Source organism: Serratia sp. MF1(2023) (assembly GCF_030954545.1).
Taxonomy (GTDB): Bacteria; Pseudomonadota; Gammaproteobacteria; order Enterobacterales; family Enterobacteriaceae; genus Serratia; species Serratia sarumanii.
Genome location: NZ_JAVHUX010000045.1, coordinates 98,789 through 116,788 on the forward strand (window position 1 = coordinate 98,789; position 18,000 = coordinate 116,788).

The window sequence follows — 18,000 nt, forward strand, 5'->3', positions numbered from 1 at the left end:
AGACGTTTATGCACACCATTTTTCACACCACCATCACGCAGATCGGCGGCTGCGCCCGCGACGCGTTGCTGGACAACATGCTGATCACCTTCCGTGAAGGCGCGCCGGCGGATATCGAAGAGTTCTGCTTCATCCACCGCCACGGCGCGACCGCCGGCGAGCTGCAGGTCGGCGGCGTGATGGAACTGGCGCAGCGGCGCTACGCCATCACCGCCGTCGGCAGCGTCGCCACGCAGAATCTGCGCGAGCTGGGCCACATCACCGTGCGCTTCGACGGCGAAGCCGAAGCCGAATTTCCCGGCTCGATCCACGTATCCGGCCCGACGCCAACCGATATCCCGTTGGGCAGCACGCTGTCATTTATCGCATAAGGAGTAGACCATGTCTGAAGTAGCTGTAGTGATTGGCGGCGGCCAAACGTTAGGCGCCTTTTTGTCCCACGGGCTGGCGCAGGCCGGTTATCGGGTGGCGGTGGCCGATCTGAACGCCGACAATGCCAATCAGGTGGCACAGCAGATCAACGAAGCGTTTGGCGCGGGCAGCGCCTGCGGTTTTCAGGCCGACGCCACCGACGAGCAGAGCGTGATGGCGCTGGCGGCGGCGGTTGACCGGGCGTTCGGCCAGGCCAACCTGCTGGTGTACAGCGCCGGCATCGCCAAGGCGGCACCGATCACCGATTTTCCGCTGGGCGACTTCGATCGCTCGCTGCAGGTGAACCTGGTGGGTTATTTCCTCTGCGCCCGCGAGTTCTCGCGCCTGATGATCCGCGACGGCATCGCCGGGCGCATCATTCAGATCAACTCCAAGTCCGGCAAGGTCGGCAGCAAGCACAACTCCGGCTACAGCGCCGCCAAGTTCGGCGGCGTGGGGCTGACGCAGTCGCTGGCACTCGATCTGGCGGAGTACGGCATTACCGTGCATTCGCTGATGCTCGGCAACCTGCTGAAGTCGCCGATGTTCCAGTCGCTGCTGCCGCAGTACGCACAAAAACTGGGCATCGCGCCGGACCAGGTGGAGCAGTACTACATCGACAAGGTGCCGCTGAAGCGCGGCTGCGACTACCAGGACGTGCTGAACACCCTGCTGTTCTACGCCAGCGACAAGGCCTCTTACTGCACCGGCCAATCGATCAACATCACCGGCGGCCAGGTGATGTTCTGACGCCATCGACGCCCCCTTCGGCGAAAGGGGGCCTAAGGAGAACCCCATGACTCAAGCTCTGATCGCCTTCGCGCTGCTGGCCTGGCTGCTGCAAATCGCCTTTGGCTGGTGGCAACTGCAGCGCTTCAACCGCGCCTTCGACGGCCTGTGCCGGCTGGGCGCCGTCGGCGTCGGCCGTTCCGGCGGCCGTTTCCGCCCGCGAGTGGTGCTGGCGCTGGCCTTCGACGCCGAGCGACGGGTGTGCGGCAGCCTGTTGCTGCGCGGCCTGACCGTTTTCGCCCGGCCCCGCCCGCTGCCTCGATTGCACGGTTTGCATCAGCGGGATTTGCGCCCGGATGTGATCTTCCCCGAGGATCGCGCATGCCAGTCTGCACTAACGTTAGCGATTGAACCCAAATCGTGATATTTTCACATTAAAAGACATTACCTTTCATAGTGAATTATTCAGCGAGGGGAAATGCCCAACTCTTGTGAACGGGAATCGCGATGAAACCAAAGCAGCGGCAGGCCGCTATCCTTGAATATCTGCAGCGGCACGGCAAAACGGCAGTGGATGCCCTGGCCGAGCATTTCTCCACCACCGGCACCACCATCCGCAAGGATCTCACCCTGCTGGAAGAAGAAGGCGAGGTGATCCGCACCTACGGCGGCGTGGTGCTCAGCCGCGACGACGGCGATCAGCCGATCGACCGCAAAACCCATATCAACACCGAGAAAAAACGCCACATCGCCAGCGCCGCCGTGGCGCTGATCGCCGACGGCGACTCGCTGATCTTCGACGCCGGCAGCACGGTGCTGCAGATGGTGCCGCACCTGGCGCAGTTCAATAACATCACGGTGATGACCAACAGCCTGACCATCGTCAACGCGCTGGTGGAGCTGGACAACGATCAGACCATCCTGATGCCCGGCGGCACCTACCGCAAAAAATCGGCCTCGTTCCACGGCAGCCTGGCCGAATCGGCGTTTCAGCAGTTCAGCTTCGACAAGCTGTTTATCGGCGCGGACGGCGTCGATCTCAACGCCGGCGTCACCACCTTCAACGAAGTGCACAACGTCAGCAAAGCGATGTGCGAAGCCGCCGGCCGCATTATTCTGTTGGTAGACTCCTCGAAATTCGGCCGCAAGAGCCCGAACGTGGTGTGCGAACTCAGCGCCGTCGACACGCTGATCACCGACCGAGACATCAACCCCGATTACCTCGCCGCCCTGCAGGCGAAAGGCATCAATATCCTTCTGGTAGGAGACCCCGATGAGTAACGCCAACGCCCTGCTCGCCTTCGCCCGCGAAACGCTGGAGATCGAGCTGACCGAAGCGCAACGCCTGCTGGCGCGCCTGGACGACAACTTCGTCAGCGCCTGCGAACTGCTGCTGAACTGCCGCGGCAAAGCGGTGATTTCCGGCATCGGCAAATCCGGCCATATCGGCAAGAAAATCGCCGCGTCGCTGGCCAGCACCGGCACGCCGTCGTTCTTCGTGCACCCGGCGGAGGCGCTGCACGGCGATCTCGGCATGATCGGCGCCGACGACGTGGTGGTGTTCATCTCCTACTCCGGCCGCGCCAAAGAGCTGGATCTGATCCTGCCGCTGCTGGCGGAGAACGGCATTCCGGTGATCGCCGTCACCGGCGGCAAAGAGTCGCCGCTGGCGCTGGCCGCCGCCTGCGTACTGGATATCGGCGTCGAGCGCGAAGCCTGCCCGATGGGGCTGGCACCGACCTCCAGCGCGGTCAACACGCTGATGATGGGCGATGCTCTGGCGATGGCGTTAATGCGCCAGCGCGGTTTCAACGCGGAAGATTTCGCCCGCTCGCACCCGGGCGGCAGCCTGGGGGCGCGCCTGCTGAACCGCGTGCATCACCTGATGCGCACCGGCGATCGCCTGCCGCGCGTGAGCGAAAGCGCCAACGTGATGGAAGCGATGCTGGAACTGAGCCGCACCGGGCTCGGGTTAGTGGCGGTCTGCGACGCGCAGCAGCGGGTGGTGGGCGTGTTTACCGACGGCGACCTGCGCCGCTGGCTGGTGAAGGGCAACAGCCTGCAGGATCCGCTCAGCCCGGCAATCACCCGCCCGGGCTATCGGCTGCCGGAGCAGTGGCGCGCCGGCGAGGCGCTGGAAGCGCTGCACGAACAGCACATCAGCGCGGCCCCGGTGGTCGATATGGACGGCGTGCTGGTGGGGGCGCTCAACCTGCACGATCTGCATCAGGCCGGCATCGGCTGATCAACGCCGGGGGCGCCGTCACCGGCGCCCCCAGTCAGATCATTTCCAGTCGGGATTGTTCTCGAACTGCTGCTTCAGCAGCGCCTTCATGTCGTCATCCGGCTTGCCGAGCCACTGATACTTGGCATACTTCTTCGGATGATCGACGGCTTCCGGCCGGTCTTCCACCGCCACTCGCACGCCCCAGGCCTGGGATTTGTCCGCGCTGAACGCCACGATCAAAAAGTTGTTGCCGCAGTCGTGCGGTTTGCACAGATTGCCGACCAGATACTCTTTGCCCTTCCAGCTCAGGTTCTGCGCCGGCGTCGAGGTGCCGACGCCCTTGCGCGCCCAGCCCGGCATCCGCGCCTGGCCTTTCACCATGTTTTGCCAGCTGGCCTGATACCCCGGCTGCTGAATCAAATCCGACGTGGTGACGATCTGCTGAGCAAAGCTGCCCGCGCTGAAGCTGAGCAGTGCGCCGAAGAGGGCGCAACGCAGCGCCTGGTGTCCCGTCATAGTCCTTCTCCCTAGGTTAAATCAGGTTTCGCCCGTCAAACCGGGCCTGAACTAGTCAGACCACGGTTGCGGCAAAAAGTTGACTCACCACCAGGCGTGGAAATGATGCACCGGCCCGATGCCGTGCCCCACTTCCAGCGTGTCCGCCTGTTGCAGCGCTTGTTGCAGGTAGTCCTTGGCGGCGGCTACCGTAGCCGCCCAGTCGGCATGGCGCGGGCGCAGCGCCGCCAGCGCGGCCGAGAGCGTGCAACCGGTGCCGTGGGTGTGGCGGGTGGCGACGCGCGGCGCGGTAAAGCGCTGCTCGCCTTCGGCAGTAAACAGCCAGTCCGGGCTCTCGCTTTCGCTCAGGTGGCCGCCCTTCATCAGCACCGCCCGGCAGCCCATCGCCAGCAGCGCCCGCCCCTGCTCGCGCATCTGCGCTTCATCTTCCGCCGGCGCGCACGCCAGCAGCGCCGCCGCTTCCGGCAGGTTCGGCGTAATGATCGACACCAGCGGCAACAGCTCGCGCCGAATAGACGCCACCGCCTCCGGCGCCAGCAACGGATCGCCGCTTTTCGCCAGCATCACGGTGTCCAGCACCACGAATTCCGGCCGGTAATGGCGCAGCCGTTCGGCCACCGCCTGCACGATGTCGGCATTGGCCAGCATGCCGATCTTGACGCTGTCGATGCGCACGTCGCTGAACACCGAGTCCAGCTGCGCGGCGACGAACGCCGGATCGATGTAATACACCGACTGCACGCCGCGGGTATTCTGCGCCACCAGCGCGGTGATCACCGAGGTGCCGTAGGCGCCGAGCGCCGAGAAAGCCTTCAAATCGGCCTGAATGCCGGCGCCGCCGCTGGGATCGGTGCCGGCGATGGTCAGGGCGTTAATGCGTTTCATCACAGATCCTCCCCGCGCAGCTGATACAGGGCGTCGAGGAACGCCGGCGTAAAGCTGCCCGGCCCGGTGGCCTGTCTGGCCGCGAGGCCGCCGCAGTGGGACATCACCCGGCAGGCGGTCGCCACGTTGTCCAGGCGATCGCCCGGCAGGGCGCAAAACGCTGCCACGACCGCCGACAGCGCGCAGCCGGTGCCCACCACCCGCGTCATCAGCGGGGAACCGCCTTCGATCGCCCAATCGCGTTGGCCGTCGGTGACGTAATCCACCGCGCCGGTGACCGCCACCACCGCGCCGCTGCGCTGCGCCAGCTCACGCGCGGCGGGCAAGGCCGCCAGCGAATCGTCGCCGCTATCCACGCCGCGGCCGCTGGCCAGCAACCCGCTGAGCGCCATGATTTCCGAGGCGTTGCCGCGTATCGCCGCCGGTTTCTCGTCCAGCAGCTGTTTGGCGAAGGCGGTGCGGTAGGAGAGCGCGCCGACCGCCACCGGATCCAGCGTCCAGGGCTTGCCGGCCCGATTGGCGGCGGCCACCGCCGCCCGCATCGATTCGGCGCGCAGCGCATTGAGGGTACCGACGTTGATCAGCAGGCCGTCGGCCAGCGCGCTGAACTGCGCCGCCTCTTGCGGCTCCACCACCATCGCCGGGGAGGCACCGAGCGCCAATAGCACGTTGGCGGTCAGCGATTGCACCACTTCGTTGGTCAGGCAGTGGATCAGCGGAAGCCGCTGTTGGAATTGGGTCAGACAGGCCGCGGCGCGCGCGCCGGGTAGTGCATCAGGTCGAGCGATCATATTCCTCCCAACCGGCGTTCAAGAAGGCGGCGCCGGCTGGGCGGCCGTGACTTCCCTACGCTGGCATTATCCAGATCAGGTAATACGGGTATTTCTCAGCCTTCACGTAGAAGGGCACCCCGAGTCATGAAAATCAATAGGTTGTGATCAACGTTGCGTTAATCCCTGCAGGGGATCATGCCAGCGGCGGCGCGGACAAACAAGCGAATAAATTGGCTCGCGCCTAAGCGATGTTCCCCTCTTTTCCCGCCAGATACAGGCTCAGCACGCCGGGCAGCTCCGCCAGCGTGAACGCCACGCTCTGCGGCGCTGTCTTGAAGATATGGTGCAGCGTGCCGGCCACCAGGCTTTGCAACAGCCGGGTTTGCTGCAGGATCTCCGCTTCGGCGGTTTCGGGGCGGCGCAGCTGCAGCACTCTGGCGATCAGCGCCAGGAAGCTGGACTTTTCGTCCGGGAGGTTCATTTCCCGCATCACCGGCAGGTAGTCGGTGTGCTCGCGCAGGTACTGCGCATAGGGTGAAAACAGCCGCTGGATTACCTCTTCAGCGGAGAGGCGCCGCCACTCGTCGTCACTGGCCAACGCCATGTCGCGGATCAGCGCCTCGACCGACTCGGTATGCCGATCCGCCAGCGCCTTGATCACTGCGTGACGATCGGGAAAGAAGTGATACATCGAGCCGATGGAGGTTTTGGCGTGCTTGGCGAGCCGCTGCATGCTGAGCGCCGCCAGCCCGTCCTGCGCCACGATCGCCGCCGCCGAATCCAGAATGGTTTGTACGCGTTGCCGCCCTCTTTCCTGCTGCGGCTCTCGCCCGGTGATGTGTTCGTCGATTTGCATATTCGTTTCTGCCCGCTGTCATCAACGCATTATACCCATTTGCCGCCGCGAAGGCAGGGCGACACAAAAAACTAGATCAATACCTCTAGTTTAGAGTAGAGTATTTATTCTAGTTTACCCTGACGCAAGCGTGGGGAAGACAAACAGTGACCTCACTCACTGAAAAAGAGTCATTTCATTCGGCCCGTCGCCCAAGCCAATCGCCAGAGAATGCCCTATGCCCGACAAAAAACTGCTTATCACCTGCCTGACCGCGCTGTTGCTCACCGGGTGCTCGCCGGCACCGTCGATAGTGGTGTTCGGCGCTTCGTTCCCCGACTGGCTGTTTTGCCTGTGCGGCGGCGTGGCGGGCATGGTGGCGATCCACCTGCTGCTGCGCACCCCGGAAAAACGCGTCTGGCTGGCGCCGCAGCTGCTGACGTATCCGGCGCTGACCGCGCTGATCGCCATGCTGATCTGGTTACTGGTTTTCCCCCACTGAGACTGACGCCATGACCCAACCACAAATCTCCAACAAGCGCAGACTGCTGGTGCTTACCATCCTGGCGTTGACGCTCATCGTGGCCGCCGTCGTCGTCTGGCGGGTGGAAAACGCCCCCACTACCGACGATGCCTACGCCTATGCCGACACCATCGACGTAGTGCCGGAGGTGAACGGCCGCATCGTCGAGATGCCGATCCGCGACAACCAGGAAGTGCGGCAAGGCGATCTGCTGTTCCGCATCGATCCGCGCCCTTACCAGGACGCGCTGGCGGCCAGCGAAGCGCGCCTGATCACTCTGAATGAGCAGATCAAGCTGACGCAGCGTTCGGTCAACGCGCAGCAGTACAACGCCGAATCGATGAACGCCATCGTCAAACGCTCGCAGGCGCTGGTGGCGCAGGCGACCGACACCCTTAACCGCCGGCAGAAGCTGCTCGGCAAGAACTACGTTTCGGCGGAAGAAGTGGAAACCGCCCGCACCTCCCAGCGCTCGGCGCAGGCGGAGCTGCAGGCCGCATTGCTGCAGGCGAAACAGGCGGAAGCCGCCGTCAGCGGCGTCGAAGCCCTGGTCGCGCAGCGCGCCGAAGTGCAGGCCGACATCGCCATCGCCAAGCTGAATCTGGAATTTACCGAGGTGCGAGCGCCATTCGACGGCCGCATCGCCTCGCTGAAAACCACCGTCGGCCAATATGCCTCCAGTGCCAAACCGGTGTTCACGCTGATTGACACCCGCCGCTGGTACGTAGTCGCCAACTTCCGCGAAACCGACCTGAAAGGCGTGCACCCTGGCGTGCCGGCCACGCTGTATTTAATGAGCGACGCCGGCCAGACATTCAGCGGCAAGGTGGAGTCGGTCAGTTACGGCGTACAGCCCGACGACGGCGGCACCGTGCTGGGCGGGCTGCCCAACGTGTCGCGCAACATCAACTGGGTGCACGTTTCGCAGCGCTTCCCGGTCAAGATCGCCGTAGAGGCTCCCAACCCGGCGCTGTTCCGCGTGGGTGCTTCGGCGGTGGCGAAGCTGAACCTGCGCCATGAAGAGTAAAACGATGTCTCGCGGCTGGCTGTCCCGGTTGATCGACGAGCTGCGCCCTTCGGACAGCCGCATCAACCTGGTGATCCGCGCCCTGCTCTCCAGCGCGATCGCCATCGTGATCTCGCAGACGCTGCAGGTGCCGTGGCTGGCGCTATCGCTGATCGCTGTCTTCTTTATCACGCAGTCCAATATCGTGATCACCCGCGCGATCGGTATCCTGTTTTTCGTCAGCTCCACGCTGGCGATCGGCGCCGCTATCCTGGTGCTGAAGTTCACCTATGACTACCCGATGCTGCGCATTCTGCTCTCCAGCGCGCTGTTTTTCCTCAGCGTGTTCCTGATGCGGGTGACCAAGGTCGGAGTGCTGTTCTTCCTGATGGCGCTGGTGGTGATCTACACGCAAAGCTTTGTCGATCTCACTCCGCAGGCGGAAGTGGTGATACGGCTGGTGCTGTGGGTATGGGTGGCGATCAACTACGCCATTCTGCTCACCCTGATCGTCAATACCCTACTGCTGCCGGCCGAACCGCTGAAGCAGCTAAAGGGCCGGATGATCGCGGTGTTGGACGAAACCCGCGCTATGTTGGCCCACGGCGGCGAGACGCGCGATCTGAGCGCCATCTCGCAGCACGCCACCGAGCTGCATAAGCTACTGCGCTTCTCGGTGATGCGCAGCGATCGCTGCCGCGCCAACGAGCCCGGTTATCTGGCGCTGATCACCCTGGTATTGCAGCTCAATATCCTGGCCTACCAGCTGCCGCCGGCTTTCGGCACGGCCGCACGTAAATTGGCGCAAGAGATAGATGCCGCCTGCCGAGAACTGCAAACCGCGATAAGCCACGACAGCGCGCTGCGATTTTCCGTCGCGATCGCCGGCAGTGACGATCCGCAGGTGCCGGCACCGCTCAATGAAATGGCCGGCCTCCTGCAAATCTACGCCAACCGCAGCGACTACGCCGACGCACTACAGGCCGCGCCGCCGCCGAAAGTGCCCTTCTTTACCCCCGACGCCCTTACCAACCCGGTTTACATCCAGTTTTCGTTGAAAACGCTGCTGACCGTGCTGGTGGCCTACGTGTTTTATACCGCCGTCGATTGGTCCGGCATTCATACCATCATGCTGAGCTGCCTGATCGTGGCGCAGCCCAGCCTCGGTGCCACGCAGCGGCGGGCGCGGCTGCGTCTCGGCGGCGCGGCGATCGGCAGCCTGCTGGCGCTGATCTCGGTGGTGTGGATCATGCCTCACCTCGACAGCCTCGTCGGCTTGCTGCTGCTGACGCTGCCGGTGATCGCCCTCTCCGCCTGGATCGCCGCCGGTTCCGAGAAGATAAGCTATGCCGGGGTACAGATCCTGTTCACCTTTTCCCTGGCACTGCTGGAAAGCTTCGGCCCGGTCACCGAGTTGACCGAGATCCGCGATCGCCTGATCGGCATCGTGCTGGGGGTGGGGTTCGCCACCTTCATTCACGCCACGCTGTGGCCGGAATACGAAGGGGAGTCGCTGCGGCAGCAGGTCGCTAACCTGCTGCGGGAATTGTCGCGCTTCCTCGGCGGCGAGAACACAAACGCCATCGGCATCTGGCAAAAGATCGAGGGCTGCGAAGCGGTGGTGGCCCGGGTGACGCTGGAGCCTACCTGGCAGTTGGCGGATGATAACCATGAAAGCTTCACCCGGCATATCCAACTGATCTTCAACCAGACGCGCAGCCTGTTGCTGACCAGCGAAAAGCTCAACACCTATCTGGCAGGCAGCGGCGCCGCGCTGTCCGTGCAGGAACACGAGGCGCTGCTAGAGGTCCAACGCCAGGGCGGGCACGTTCTCGCCGAGTATGCGGCGCAGCTTGCCAGCGCACCGCAAGCGCTGCGGGCGCCCGACTTTCATCCACCGCTGGCCGCCCTGCATGCCGACACCGTGCGCCACCTGGCTCAGGAGTTAAGCGACGGGCTCAATCGCCTACCCGCCTGGGGTGACGCCTAGCATTTTCCGTTTGTGGCCGTACACGCCCGGCGCAATGCGCTATAGTGAGCACAAACCACCGGGAGATGCCATGCAGATAAGACCCTACCAAGAGACCGATCGCCCCTTCCTGCGCACGCTGTACCTGGCGTCGCGCAAGGCGGCGTTCGGCTGGCGCGATACCTCAAACTATCAGTTGGAAGATTTCGACGGCGCGACGCTGGGCGAAGCGATTTGGGTGGCGGAAGACGGCGGCGTGCTGCTGGGATTCGTCTCCGTCTACCGCGAAGACAACTTCATTCATAACCTGTATGTCGATCCCCATCAGCCGCCGCGCGGCGTCGGCAGTGCGCTGCTGCAGGCGGCGGAAGCTACCTTCACCGCCACCGGCTCGCTGAAATGCCTGGTGAAGAATGAAAAGGCACTGGCGTTCTACCGCAAACACGGCTGGCGCATCATCTCTACCGGCAACGACGGCGAAGAAGATTATTACCTGCTGCATTCGCCGGCCCGCTAACGCTGCCTTTCCCGTCACAGAACTTATTAATGATAATGGATTTCATTATCACTTAAGCATACCCTTCCTTGTCTCTCTCAATGAACTTGGCAAGGAAGGTTATGCAACACCAAACGGATACTCGCTTCCCCGATGCCGCGGCGGCGGACTACGATCGCCGTATTCTGACCCTGGTGCCCGGCTATCAGTTTGCTCAGGCGCTGCTGACGGCGACGCTCGCGCAAACGCTGCCGAATGACGCCACGCTGTTGCTGGCCGGTTGCGGCACCGGCAGTGAACTGGAGGCGCTGGCCGCCGCCAACGCCAGCTGGCGTTTCAGCGCCGTGGAACCCTCCGCCGGCATGCTGGCGGCCGCGCGCGCCAAGGCCGAAGCTGCGGGTTACGCACAACGGGTGAGCTTCCAGCCCACCTTGCTGCAACAAGCGCCGCAAACCCGCCACGACGCGGCGGTGTGCTCATTGGTGCTGCACTTTATCGCCGACGATGGCGCCAAACTGGACTTCTTGCAGCAGCTGGCGCAGCGCCTCTCCCCCGCCGCACCGCTGCTGCTGTTCGACTATCAACCGGAGGGCCTGCCCGTCAGCCACTACCAACATTGGCTGCAAAGCGCCGGGCACTCGGCGGCGCAGGCGCAGGAGGTGATCGAACGCACCCGCCGCAACTGGCACCCGATGACGGCGGCACGCAGCCGTCTCCTCTTGGCGGAAAGCGGCTTCACCGCGCCTCAGCAGTTGTGCGGTGCGCTGGGCTTCCAGCTTTCACTGCTCCACCGCCGCCGTTGAGCCCGGCATCCCGCGCAGCGTCAGCCGCCAAAACAGCAGCGCGCTCAGGCTGACACCCGCCCCCAGCCAGCAGACGCCGCTCCAGCCCGCCCAGGCATACATATGGGTGCCGGCAAAGGCGCCCAGCCCGCTGCCGACGGCGTAAAACAGCATGTAGCAGCCCACCAGCCTGCTGTGCGACTGCGGGTGCGCGCGGAAGATCATGCTCTGGTTCAGCACGTGGATCGCCTGGCCCGCCAGATCCAGCAGCACAATGCCCGCCACCAGCCAAACCAGGCCGCTGCCGAGCAAACCGAGCGGCAGCCAGGCCAGCGTCAACAGCAGCAGACACACGCCGCTGGCCGCCTGCCCCAGCCCGCGATCCGCCAGATGCCCGGCGCGCACCGCCGCCAGCGCGCCCACCGCACCGACCAGACCGAACGCCCCCACCGCGGCGTGGGTGAAGTTGAACGGCGCCTGGCTCAGCGGCAACACCAGCGAACTCCAAAAGAGGCTGAAAGCGCCGAACATCAGCAGCGCCAACATGCCGCGAATCTGCAGCGTGCGGTCATGTAGCAGCAGGGTCAGCATTGAACGCAGCAGCGCGGGATAGCTCAGCGTACTGGGAGCGGTGCGCGGCGCAGGCAGCAGGCGCGACAGGATCGGCAGCAATACCAGCGTCACCCCGGCAGAGAAGAAGTACACCGTGCGCCAGCCGCCGACGTCCGCCAGCGCGCCGGACAGGGTGCGCGCCAACAATAATCCCAGCACCACCCCGCCCTGCGCCGCACCGACCACCCGCCCGCGCTCCTGCGGCGCCGCCAGTGCTGCGGCGAAAGCGATCAGCCCCTGCGTCATGGCGGTGCCCAATAAGCCTACCAGCAACATCCCCGCCAGCAGCCAGGGCGCGCTGTGCGCCCAGCCCACCAGCAGCAACGCGCCGATCAGCCCCAGCTGTTGCCCCGCCAGCAACCAATGCCGGTTCAGCCGATCCCCGAGCGGCACCACCAACAGCAGCGCCAGCGCGCAGCCCAGTTGGGTCACGGTGATCACCATACCGACCGCCGCCAGGCTGATGGAAAAATCATGGGCGATAGCGTCCAGCAGCGGCTGCGCATAGTAAACGTTGGCCACGCTAAAGGCGCTGGCGGCGGCCAACAGCAGCACCAGAGGGGCCGGCAGGCGCCCCAGTGCCGCACAGGGGGGATCCAGCAGTTTGTCGCTCATCGCACACCTCAATGTGGTTTCATTATTAAACCCAGTGAACTTTAAGCGCGGAGGTTTTATAATGCAACCAGAATGTGCAACTGGAGATAAACGCCGTGAAACGTAAAAGCCTGGAAGACGCGCCGTGCCCGGTGGCGCGCACGCTGGATGTGATTGGCGACTGGTGGTCGCTGCTGATCGTGCGCGACGCCTTCGACGGCGTCACCCGCTTCAGCGAATTTCAAAAAGGGCTGGGAATGGCGAAGAACATCCTTGCCACCCGCCTGCGCGCGCTGGTGACACACGGCGTGCTGGAAATCGTGCCCGCCGCAAACGGCAGCGCCTATCAGGAATATGTGCTGACCGAGAAAGGCCGCGCGCTGTTTCCGGTGATCGTCGGCCTGCGCCAGTGGGGGGAAGATCATCTGTTCGCCGAGGGAGAAGCGCACTCAACGCTGGTGGAAAGCGACAGCGGCCGCCCCGTCCCGCGCCTGACGCCGATCGGCAGCGCCGGGCAGACGCTCACCCCGCTGAATACCCGGGTGGTGAAGGTGGAGGAACGGTGATGAGAGTTAGTGGCGGTGCCCGCAGCTCACCCGCTGAAAAACCTGGCGGATAAAGAGCCATTCCAGACACCCGGCCAGCAGATAAACCGCGCCAAAAACGAGCGCACCAAACCACTCCGTATCGTTAAAATGGAAAAACCCACTGGCGTCAATCAGCCAAGCGGTTTGATTCTGGTTTAGTCTGGGTACAGGAAAAAGCTTTATTGTCAGCACAGCCAGCCCAACAACAGCCAATGCGTTAGCGAGCAACAGGGCAAGTTTTTTCATAGCCTTTCATTCTACAACCTAACGCAGTCCAACAAACTGAACCTAAGAACATGCGTTAATGGTTAACCCTCAGGTTGCCCCGTTCGTCGGAGACAACCATAAATGCGGCGGTAATCAAATGCGAACCTTCGGGTGTCTGTATATCGTAGGCGACGGAATAACGCTTCCCTGGCCGAAAAGCATAGTCGAATACCGGCATGCACCTCCCCGGCTCAACGAAGAAAACGTCATTATCGATAGCTTTAATGAGCTTATCGCCTGATTCGCTATAAATCTGAACGAAGCGGATATTATCCCCCGCCTTCATAGAAGAAAGAATGCAGACATGGTTATCTTTGGCAGTGACGGCAGCGGGGAAGCGCGGAGTCAGCTTATCGCCAGGCCCCAGACAGCCGACCAGGAAGCAGGCCGTGAATAGAACCACATATTTTTTCATGCTACCCATTCCTTATACGCGGCTCTGTATACCGCAGAGGCTCCCTATCGGCTAATGCTCATTCATCACTGTCTGAATTGTTTTATTATCCTAACCCGCTTAAAAAAAGAATCTATACCTTAACGTCTAATGTGAATCACGATCGGAAGCCATAACGATTCGCTTCGCAGCGTCATCCGGGTAATGTATAGTCCGCGTTTTACGGAGATCCCATGCTGACTAACTCATCCATTCGTTTGAACAAATACATTAGCGAGAGCGGTATCTGCTCACGCCGCGACGCCGATCGATACATCGAACAGGGCAACGTTTTCATCAACGGTAAACGCGCCACCGTTGGCGCTCAGGTATTTGCCGGGGATGTGGTGAAGGTTAACGGTCAGTTGATCGAACCGCGCAATGAAGAAGATCTGGTGCTGATCGCGCTGAACAAACCGGTCGGCATCGTCACCACCACCGAAGACGGCGAGCGCGACAACATCGCCGACTTCGTCAACCACAGCAAACGCATTTTCCCGATCGGCCGCTTGGACAAGGATTCGCAGGGGCTGATCTTTCTGACCAACCACGGTGACCTGGTCAACAAGATCCTGCGCGCCGGCAACAATCACGAGAAAGAGTATCTGGTGACGGTCAACAAGCCGGTGACCGACGAGTTTATTCGCGGCATGGGCACCGGCGTGCCGATGCTGGGCACGGTGACCAAAAAGTGCAAGGTGAAGAAAGAGGCACCTTTCGTGTTCCGCATCACGCTGGTGCAGGGGCTGAACCGCCAGATCCGCCGCATGTGCGAACACTTCGGCTACGAAGTCACCAAGCTGGAACGCACGCGCATCATGAACGTCAGCCTCAAAGGCTTGCCGCTGGGCGAATGGCGCGATCTGACCGATGACGAGCTGATCGAGCTGTTCAAACTGATTGAAGGCTCTTCATCCGAGGCCAAGCCGGCGAAGAAGGCTCCGGCCAAATCCGCCGCGGCGAAAAAACCGAGTGCCGGCGGCCCCAAAAGCGCCGACAAAGCCGCTGCGCCGGCCGGCCGCAAGCGCTTTACCCAGCCAGGGCGCAAGAAAAAAGGGCGTTAACCCCCGCTCACGCTTCTCGCCAAGCCCGCCGTTGCGCGGGCTTTTTCATCATAAAAGTCAGCCACAGGCCGCCACTGAGCCCTCACCATAAAAAAGGCCCGCATCAAGCGGGCCAGTCAGTACCAGAGAAGTCTAGAGGAAGAATCAGAACGACCAGCGCAGGTTGGCGTTGACCGAATTAACGCGGGTATCGGCGCCGAATTGCCCCTGATAGCCGACATCCAGCGTCGCGGCGCGCGACAGTTTCACGCTCACGCCGATATCGCCCACCATCACGTTGTCATCCACGGCCTGGCCCTGAGTGACGAACGCGTCGCTGCCGGCAAACGCCATACGCGATGAGGTGTTCTTATCGCCGTAGGCGTGCTGCCAGCCGAGCGAGCCGTAGAGGCTGACGTTCTTCGGCAGTTCGGTCACGCCGCGCACCCCGAGCGTGGAGTAGAAGGTGTTCATCGTTTCATTGCGCACGCTCAGCGCCGCCGCGCCACCCGACTCCTGGAAGCTGTCGGTATGCAGACGGATGTAGCTCAGGTTGATGAACGGTTCGACGTTCATCTCCGGCTGGCCGAAACGGTAACCCGCTTCGGTGAACGCCAGCAATGAGTTGGCGTCGTAGTCCGACTTCAGCCGATCCGAGAAACCGCCGAAATCGACGTTGCGCTTGCCTTCAATCTTGTGCCAGGTGTAACCCAGCGCGCCGCGCAGCGAGAACGCATCCTGCTGCCCCGCCGCATACAGGCCGAGGTGGTAGTTGTCGGTATCGGCCTTGGAACGGCGGCTGTCGACGTCGTAGTCGCCGCGGCTGTAACCGAAGTAGCCGCCGATGCGCACGTTATGGTCCGCCAGCTTGCGATCCGCCCCCAACAGGAAGCCGGTGGTGTTGCCATCCAACTTGCCCACGTTGCCGTTGCCGCTGTTTTTGCCCCATGAACTGAAGGTCTGCCCCCAGACGCCGCTGTTTTGCGCCTGCGCCGGTTGCACCAGCGACATCGCCAACGGCGGTATCGGCAGGCTGTCGTTGTCGAACAGGCGCAGCATGCGCTGGTTCAGCACGTTGAACAGCTGGGTGCTGCCGGCGATCAGGTTAGACTGCATCGACGGATAGACTTCGCCGGACAGCTGATTAAACGCCTCGCGCGCTTCCGGCGCACTCAGCAGCAGCAGCGAGTTGTACAGCGCCAGCGAAGGGCCGCTCTGCGTCAGCGTCGAGAGCGCACCGGCGGTATTCCACTGGTTGCCGCTTTCGGCCACCGTTTGGAAAATGCCCGGCTTGCCGCTGCCCGGATTCTCGCCCCCCGGATTTTCACCCCCTGGGTTTTCCCCGCCCGGATTCTCGCCCCCTGGATTCTCACCGCCTGGGTTTTCTCCACCCGGGTTTTCTCCACCCGGGTTTTCGCCGCCTGGATTTTCACCGCCCGTGTCTTTCTGCGCGATGGTCAGATCCACAGCGTTGGCGCTGTGATTCAGCGCCACATCGAGGAAGGCAGACTTGGAGACCGCCGCCGCGAACTGGCCGTCAATGCCGCCGTCCGAGGTCAGAATGCGGTAGCTTTGGCCGGTTTTATAGCTGGTTTGCGGATCCAGCGCCGTAACCTGCACCTTGGCTCGATCGCTGATGGTGGTTTTGCCCGCCACCAGCAGTTGGTCACTGCGGCCGTCACCGGCGATATCGACGTCATAGAAGGATTCGCCGATAAAATTCAGGTAGCGTTTCAGCGTCAGCGTGCCGATATTGCCGTCGCCGGGCGAGATATGGCCGCCGGACTGGATCTCGGTCTGGCCCAGCGTGCCGTTGCCGCCCAATGTGCCGCCGGCCTTGATCGACGCGGCGCTGCTGTAGCCCTGCCCGTTATTGACGTCGGAACCCGCCGTCGCGTTGAGGATCAGCGTGCCGCCGTTCTCTGCGCTGAGGGTTTGGATCTCGAAGATATCGTCTTCTTTCTGGGTATTGATGTCGCTGGCGATGATGAGCTTGCCGCCGCGCGCGGTGACGTTCGCCTGCAGCTCAGAGAGATCGCCGTTCAGCGTCGTGTGCCCGGCGCTGTTGATCACCTCGCCTTCGCCGCTCATCTTGTTGCTGAAAACGTAATTGCCGTCGGTATGGTTAAAGTACACATAGCTGCGGAACAATCCGCCCCGCAGGGCGATCGCCGTCTGGGCATCGATGGTGCCTGCGGCGCCCGCCGCGCCGAGCGTCGGCTCGGTCAACCCGGTGCCGGTGTCCATGTTGCCGCGGCTGCCGATAATCAGCGCGCCGCGGTTCGAGCCGGAGCCGGTCTTGCCCAGCACCACTTCGTTGCCGCCGGCGGAGAATGTCCCGCCGTCCATGACCGCCAGCACGCCGTTGCCGTAATCGCCGACGTTGACGCTGCTGCCGCTGGTAAACCGTGAGCCGTTGCCGGCGATCGTCAGCTCGGCGGTTTTACGCGCGCCGGAGACGCCCGCCACTTCGATGCTGCCAACGCTGACCGCACCGCCGTTCAGCACGTCCAGATCGCCGTAAAGCGTGAGCGCGCGGCCGACGTTCCATTGGGAATTGGCCCCGGTGACCGTGGCTTTCGGGCTCAGCGTATCGGTCTCGCCCGGCCCGCTGCCATTGCCTATGCGCGCGTCAAAGGCGGTGTTCAGCACCGCGCCGTCTTCAATCGCCAGCGTGGATCGTGCTCCTAAATCGGTGCCGACGCTGAGAAAATTGCTGGTAACTCGAGAACCGGCGCCGGTGGCGATCAGGTGGCTGTCGTAGCCACGCGTGGTGCCGACCACGATCTCTTTCGCGCTGGCCAGCGCGCCGTCTTCAACCCGCAGGGTGCCCCGCCCCAGATTCAGGCCGCCGCGCAGCACGAACTGATCGTTCACCGCGTTCAGCTCGGCGTTCGGCCCGCGGACCGTGACCAGGCTTTCATGAATTTGGCCGTTGAACATCCGGCCGATATTGATGTTATAGGCGCTGATCTTGCCATTATCGATCAGCAGGTTGCCGCTTTGATTACGGCCGACGTAAACGTCCCCGGTGTAGGCCAATGATTCGGTAATTTTTGCGTCGCCATCAAAAATGGCATCATCTGCGCGAGCGATATCGGCGGGCGCCAGCATCAACAGCGGCGCAGAAAATAGAGCGAGGTAAAGTTTGGAAAGCGGTGTTTTAACCGCTAAAGGATGCGATGTCTTGTCATTCACGGGCTATCTCCGTACTCGTTGGCGTGATGGCGCGAAATTTATTGTTATAGGGAAACTCAATGCACTAGAGGAGGTGTAAGGCGTTATTTCGCGCACGCCGGTTTAGTGATCGTC

General features: G+C 62.6%; 20 protein-coding genes and 1 riboswitch. Of the genes, 12 read left to right on the forward strand and 8 right to left on the reverse strand.

What is annotated here, in order from left to right; all coding sequences use genetic code 11:
* Nucleotides 1-8 precede the first annotated feature (8 nt).
* The 5 genes from srlB to gutQ all read left to right on the forward strand — a co-directional run bounded on the left by srlB (nucleotide 9) and on the right by gutQ (nucleotide 3,385).
* Complete coding sequence (srlB, locus tag REA38_RS21635; RefSeq protein ID WP_021504438.1) at nucleotides 9-371, forward strand: PTS glucitol/sorbitol transporter subunit IIA; 363 nt, start codon at nucleotides 9-11, stop codon at nucleotides 369-371.
* 10 nt (nucleotides 372-381) lie between these two features.
* Complete coding sequence (gene srlD, locus REA38_RS21640; protein ID WP_041036296.1) at nucleotides 382-1,161, forward strand: sorbitol-6-phosphate dehydrogenase; 780 nt, start codon at nucleotides 382-384, stop codon at nucleotides 1,159-1,161.
* Nucleotides 1,162-1,207: 46 nt separating this feature from the next.
* On the forward strand, nucleotides 1,208-1,564 hold the full coding sequence (gene gutM / locus REA38_RS21645; RefSeq protein WP_039568478.1) for a transcriptional regulator GutM: 357 nt from the start codon (nucleotides 1,208-1,210) through the stop codon (nucleotides 1,562-1,564).
* A gap of 83 nt (nucleotides 1,565-1,647) precedes the next feature.
* The gene (locus REA38_RS21650; protein WP_033635559.1) at nucleotides 1,648-2,421 is read left to right on the forward strand and encodes a DNA-binding transcriptional repressor; all 774 of its coding nucleotides are present in this window, start codon (nucleotides 1,648-1,650) and stop codon (nucleotides 2,419-2,421) included.
* Nucleotides 2,414-3,385, forward strand: a complete 972-nt coding sequence (gutQ, locus tag REA38_RS21655) for an arabinose-5-phosphate isomerase GutQ (RefSeq protein WP_047570967.1) — start codon at nucleotides 2,414-2,416, stop codon at nucleotides 3,383-3,385. Before REA38_RS21650 ends, gutQ begins: the two co-directional genes overlap by 8 nt.
* A gap of 39 nt (nucleotides 3,386-3,424) precedes the next feature.
* On the opposite strand, the gene REA38_RS21660 is transcribed toward gutQ, so the two are convergent.
* The 4 genes from REA38_RS21660 to REA38_RS21675 all read right to left on the reverse strand — a co-directional run bounded on the left by REA38_RS21660 (nucleotide 3,425) and on the right by REA38_RS21675 (nucleotide 6,397).
* On the reverse strand, nucleotides 3,425-3,883 hold the full coding sequence (locus tag REA38_RS21660; protein ID WP_033648850.1) for an inhibitor of vertebrate lysozyme family protein: 459 nt from the start codon (nucleotides 3,881-3,883) through the stop codon (nucleotides 3,425-3,427).
* Nucleotides 3,884-3,967: 84 nt separating this feature from the next.
* Nucleotides 3,968-4,768: a bifunctional hydroxymethylpyrimidine kinase/phosphomethylpyrimidine kinase gene (gene thiD / locus REA38_RS21665; RefSeq protein WP_033648851.1), complete on the reverse strand. Its 801-nt coding sequence runs from the start codon at nucleotides 4,766-4,768 to the stop codon at nucleotides 3,968-3,970.
* Nucleotides 4,768-5,559 carry a hydroxyethylthiazole kinase gene (gene thiM / locus REA38_RS21670; RefSeq protein WP_308886603.1) on the reverse strand — a complete coding sequence of 264 codons (792 nt, stop codon included), beginning with the start codon at nucleotides 5,557-5,559 and terminating at the stop codon, nucleotides 4,768-4,770. The genes thiD and thiM overlap by 1 nt, the downstream gene beginning before the upstream one ends.
* Before the next feature lie 35 nt (nucleotides 5,560-5,594).
* Nucleotides 5,595-5,691, reverse strand: a riboswitch (TPP riboswitch).
* Nucleotides 5,692-5,782: 91 nt separating this feature from the next.
* Nucleotides 5,783-6,397 (reverse strand): TetR/AcrR family transcriptional regulator, encoded by a 615-nt coding sequence (locus REA38_RS21675; protein ID WP_049194890.1) that lies wholly within the window; start codon nucleotides 6,395-6,397, stop codon nucleotides 5,783-5,785.
* Between the two features lie 217 nt (nucleotides 6,398-6,614).
* Between REA38_RS21675 and REA38_RS21680 the strand changes: the two genes are divergently transcribed.
* The 5 genes from REA38_RS21680 to REA38_RS21700 all read left to right on the forward strand — a co-directional run bounded on the left by REA38_RS21680 (nucleotide 6,615) and on the right by REA38_RS21700 (nucleotide 11,173).
* Entirely contained in the window at nucleotides 6,615-6,878 is a 264-nt protein-coding gene (locus REA38_RS21680; RefSeq protein WP_060439440.1) for a YtcA family lipoprotein, read from the forward strand.
* 10 nt (nucleotides 6,879-6,888) lie between these two features.
* Nucleotides 6,889-7,926 (forward strand): multidrug transporter subunit MdtN, encoded by a 1,038-nt coding sequence (gene mdtN, locus REA38_RS21685; protein WP_049194891.1) that lies wholly within the window; start codon nucleotides 6,889-6,891, stop codon nucleotides 7,924-7,926.
* Between the two features lie 4 nt (nucleotides 7,927-7,930).
* Nucleotides 7,931-9,895: an FUSC family protein gene (locus REA38_RS21690; RefSeq protein WP_060439438.1), complete on the forward strand. Its 1,965-nt coding sequence runs from the start codon at nucleotides 7,931-7,933 to the stop codon at nucleotides 9,893-9,895.
* 70 nt (nucleotides 9,896-9,965) lie between these two features.
* Nucleotides 9,966-10,391 carry a GNAT family N-acetyltransferase gene (locus tag REA38_RS21695; protein ID WP_033654547.1) on the forward strand — a complete coding sequence of 142 codons (426 nt, stop codon included), beginning with the start codon at nucleotides 9,966-9,968 and terminating at the stop codon, nucleotides 10,389-10,391.
* A 101-nt stretch (nucleotides 10,392-10,492) separates the two neighbouring features.
* Entirely contained in the window at nucleotides 10,493-11,173 is a 681-nt protein-coding gene (locus tag REA38_RS21700; RefSeq protein WP_308886604.1) for a class I SAM-dependent methyltransferase, read from the forward strand.
* Here the strand turns inward: REA38_RS21700 and REA38_RS21705 are convergent.
* Complete coding sequence (locus tag REA38_RS21705; protein WP_308886605.1) at nucleotides 11,150-12,379, reverse strand: MFS transporter; 1,230 nt, start codon at nucleotides 12,377-12,379, stop codon at nucleotides 11,150-11,152. The genes REA38_RS21700 and REA38_RS21705 overlap by 24 nt on opposite strands.
* A 95-nt stretch (nucleotides 12,380-12,474) precedes the next feature.
* Between REA38_RS21705 and REA38_RS21710 the strand changes: the two genes are divergently transcribed.
* On the forward strand, nucleotides 12,475-12,924 hold the full coding sequence (locus REA38_RS21710) for a helix-turn-helix domain-containing protein (RefSeq protein ID WP_041038082.1): 450 nt from the start codon (nucleotides 12,475-12,477) through the stop codon (nucleotides 12,922-12,924).
* Between the two features lie 6 nt (nucleotides 12,925-12,930).
* Here the strand turns inward: REA38_RS21710 and REA38_RS21715 are convergent, their stop codons facing one another.
* Together REA38_RS21715 and REA38_RS21720 are read right to left on the reverse strand one after the other, a co-directional pair.
* Entirely contained in the window at nucleotides 12,931-13,191 is a 261-nt protein-coding gene (locus REA38_RS21715; RefSeq protein WP_033655345.1) for a DUF1158 family protein, read from the reverse strand.
* A 55-nt stretch (nucleotides 13,192-13,246) separates the two neighbouring features.
* Nucleotides 13,247-13,627, reverse strand: a complete 381-nt coding sequence (locus tag REA38_RS21720) for a putative T6SS immunity periplasmic lipoprotein (protein WP_308886606.1) — start codon at nucleotides 13,625-13,627, stop codon at nucleotides 13,247-13,249.
* Between the two features lie 212 nt (nucleotides 13,628-13,839).
* Between REA38_RS21720 and rluF the strand changes: the two genes are divergently transcribed.
* Nucleotides 13,840-14,709 carry a 23S rRNA pseudouridine(2604) synthase RluF gene (gene rluF, locus REA38_RS21725; RefSeq protein ID WP_308886607.1) on the forward strand — a complete coding sequence of 290 codons (870 nt, stop codon included), beginning with the start codon at nucleotides 13,840-13,842 and terminating at the stop codon, nucleotides 14,707-14,709.
* Between the two features lie 144 nt (nucleotides 14,710-14,853).
* Here the strand turns inward: rluF and REA38_RS21730 are convergent, their stop codons facing one another.
* On the reverse strand, nucleotides 14,854-17,886 hold the full coding sequence (locus REA38_RS21730; protein WP_308886608.1) for an autotransporter domain-containing protein: 3,033 nt from the start codon (nucleotides 17,884-17,886) through the stop codon (nucleotides 14,854-14,856).
* Between the last annotated feature and the right edge of the window lie 114 nt (nucleotides 17,887-18,000).

Bases quoted from the DNA above. Each gene is read 5' to 3' on its own strand.
- REA38_RS21650 (WP_033635559.1), top strand. From the start codon at position 1,648: ATGAAACCAAAGCAGCGGCAGGCCGCTATCCTTGAATATCTGCAGCGG.
- rluF (WP_308886607.1), top strand. From the start codon at position 13,840: ATGCTGACTAACTCATCCATTCGTTTGAACAAATACATTAGCGAGAGC.
- gutQ (WP_047570967.1), top strand. From the start codon at position 2,414: ATGAGTAACGCCAACGCCCTGCTCGCCTTCGCCCGCGAAACGCTGGAG.
- REA38_RS21695 (WP_033654547.1), top strand. From the start codon at position 9,966: ATGCAGATAAGACCCTACCAAGAGACCGATCGCCCCTTCCTGCGCACG.
- REA38_RS21690 (WP_060439438.1), top strand. From the start codon at position 7,931: ATGTCTCGCGGCTGGCTGTCCCGGTTGATCGACGAGCTGCGCCCTTCG.
- mdtN (WP_049194891.1), top strand. From the start codon at position 6,889: ATGACCCAACCACAAATCTCCAACAAGCGCAGACTGCTGGTGCTTACC.
- REA38_RS21720 (WP_308886606.1), bottom strand. From the start codon at position 13,627: ATGAAAAAATATGTGGTTCTATTCACGGCCTGCTTCCTGGTCGGCTGT.
- gutM (WP_039568478.1), top strand. From the start codon at position 1,208: ATGACTCAAGCTCTGATCGCCTTCGCGCTGCTGGCCTGGCTGCTGCAA.
- srlD (WP_041036296.1), top strand. From the start codon at position 382: ATGTCTGAAGTAGCTGTAGTGATTGGCGGCGGCCAAACGTTAGGCGCC.
- thiD (WP_033648851.1), bottom strand. From the start codon at position 4,768: ATGAAACGCATTAACGCCCTGACCATCGCCGGCACCGATCCCAGCGGC.
- REA38_RS21705 (WP_308886605.1), bottom strand. From the start codon at position 12,379: ATGAGCGACAAACTGCTGGATCCCCCCTGTGCGGCACTGGGGCGCCTG.
- REA38_RS21680 (WP_060439440.1), top strand. From the start codon at position 6,615: ATGCCCGACAAAAAACTGCTTATCACCTGCCTGACCGCGCTGTTGCTC.
- srlB (WP_021504438.1), top strand. From the start codon at position 9: ATGCACACCATTTTTCACACCACCATCACGCAGATCGGCGGCTGCGCC.
- REA38_RS21715 (WP_033655345.1), bottom strand. From the start codon at position 13,191: ATGAAAAAACTTGCCCTGTTGCTCGCTAACGCATTGGCTGTTGTTGGG.
- REA38_RS21675 (WP_049194890.1), bottom strand. From the start codon at position 6,397: ATGCAAATCGACGAACACATCACCGGGCGAGAGCCGCAGCAGGAAAGA.
- thiM (WP_308886603.1), bottom strand. From the start codon at position 5,559: ATGATCGCTCGACCTGATGCACTACCCGGCGCGCGCGCCGCGGCCTGT.
- REA38_RS21660 (WP_033648850.1), bottom strand. From the start codon at position 3,883: ATGACGGGACACCAGGCGCTGCGTTGCGCCCTCTTCGGCGCACTGCTC.
- REA38_RS21700 (WP_308886604.1), top strand. From the start codon at position 10,493: ATGCAACACCAAACGGATACTCGCTTCCCCGATGCCGCGGCGGCGGAC.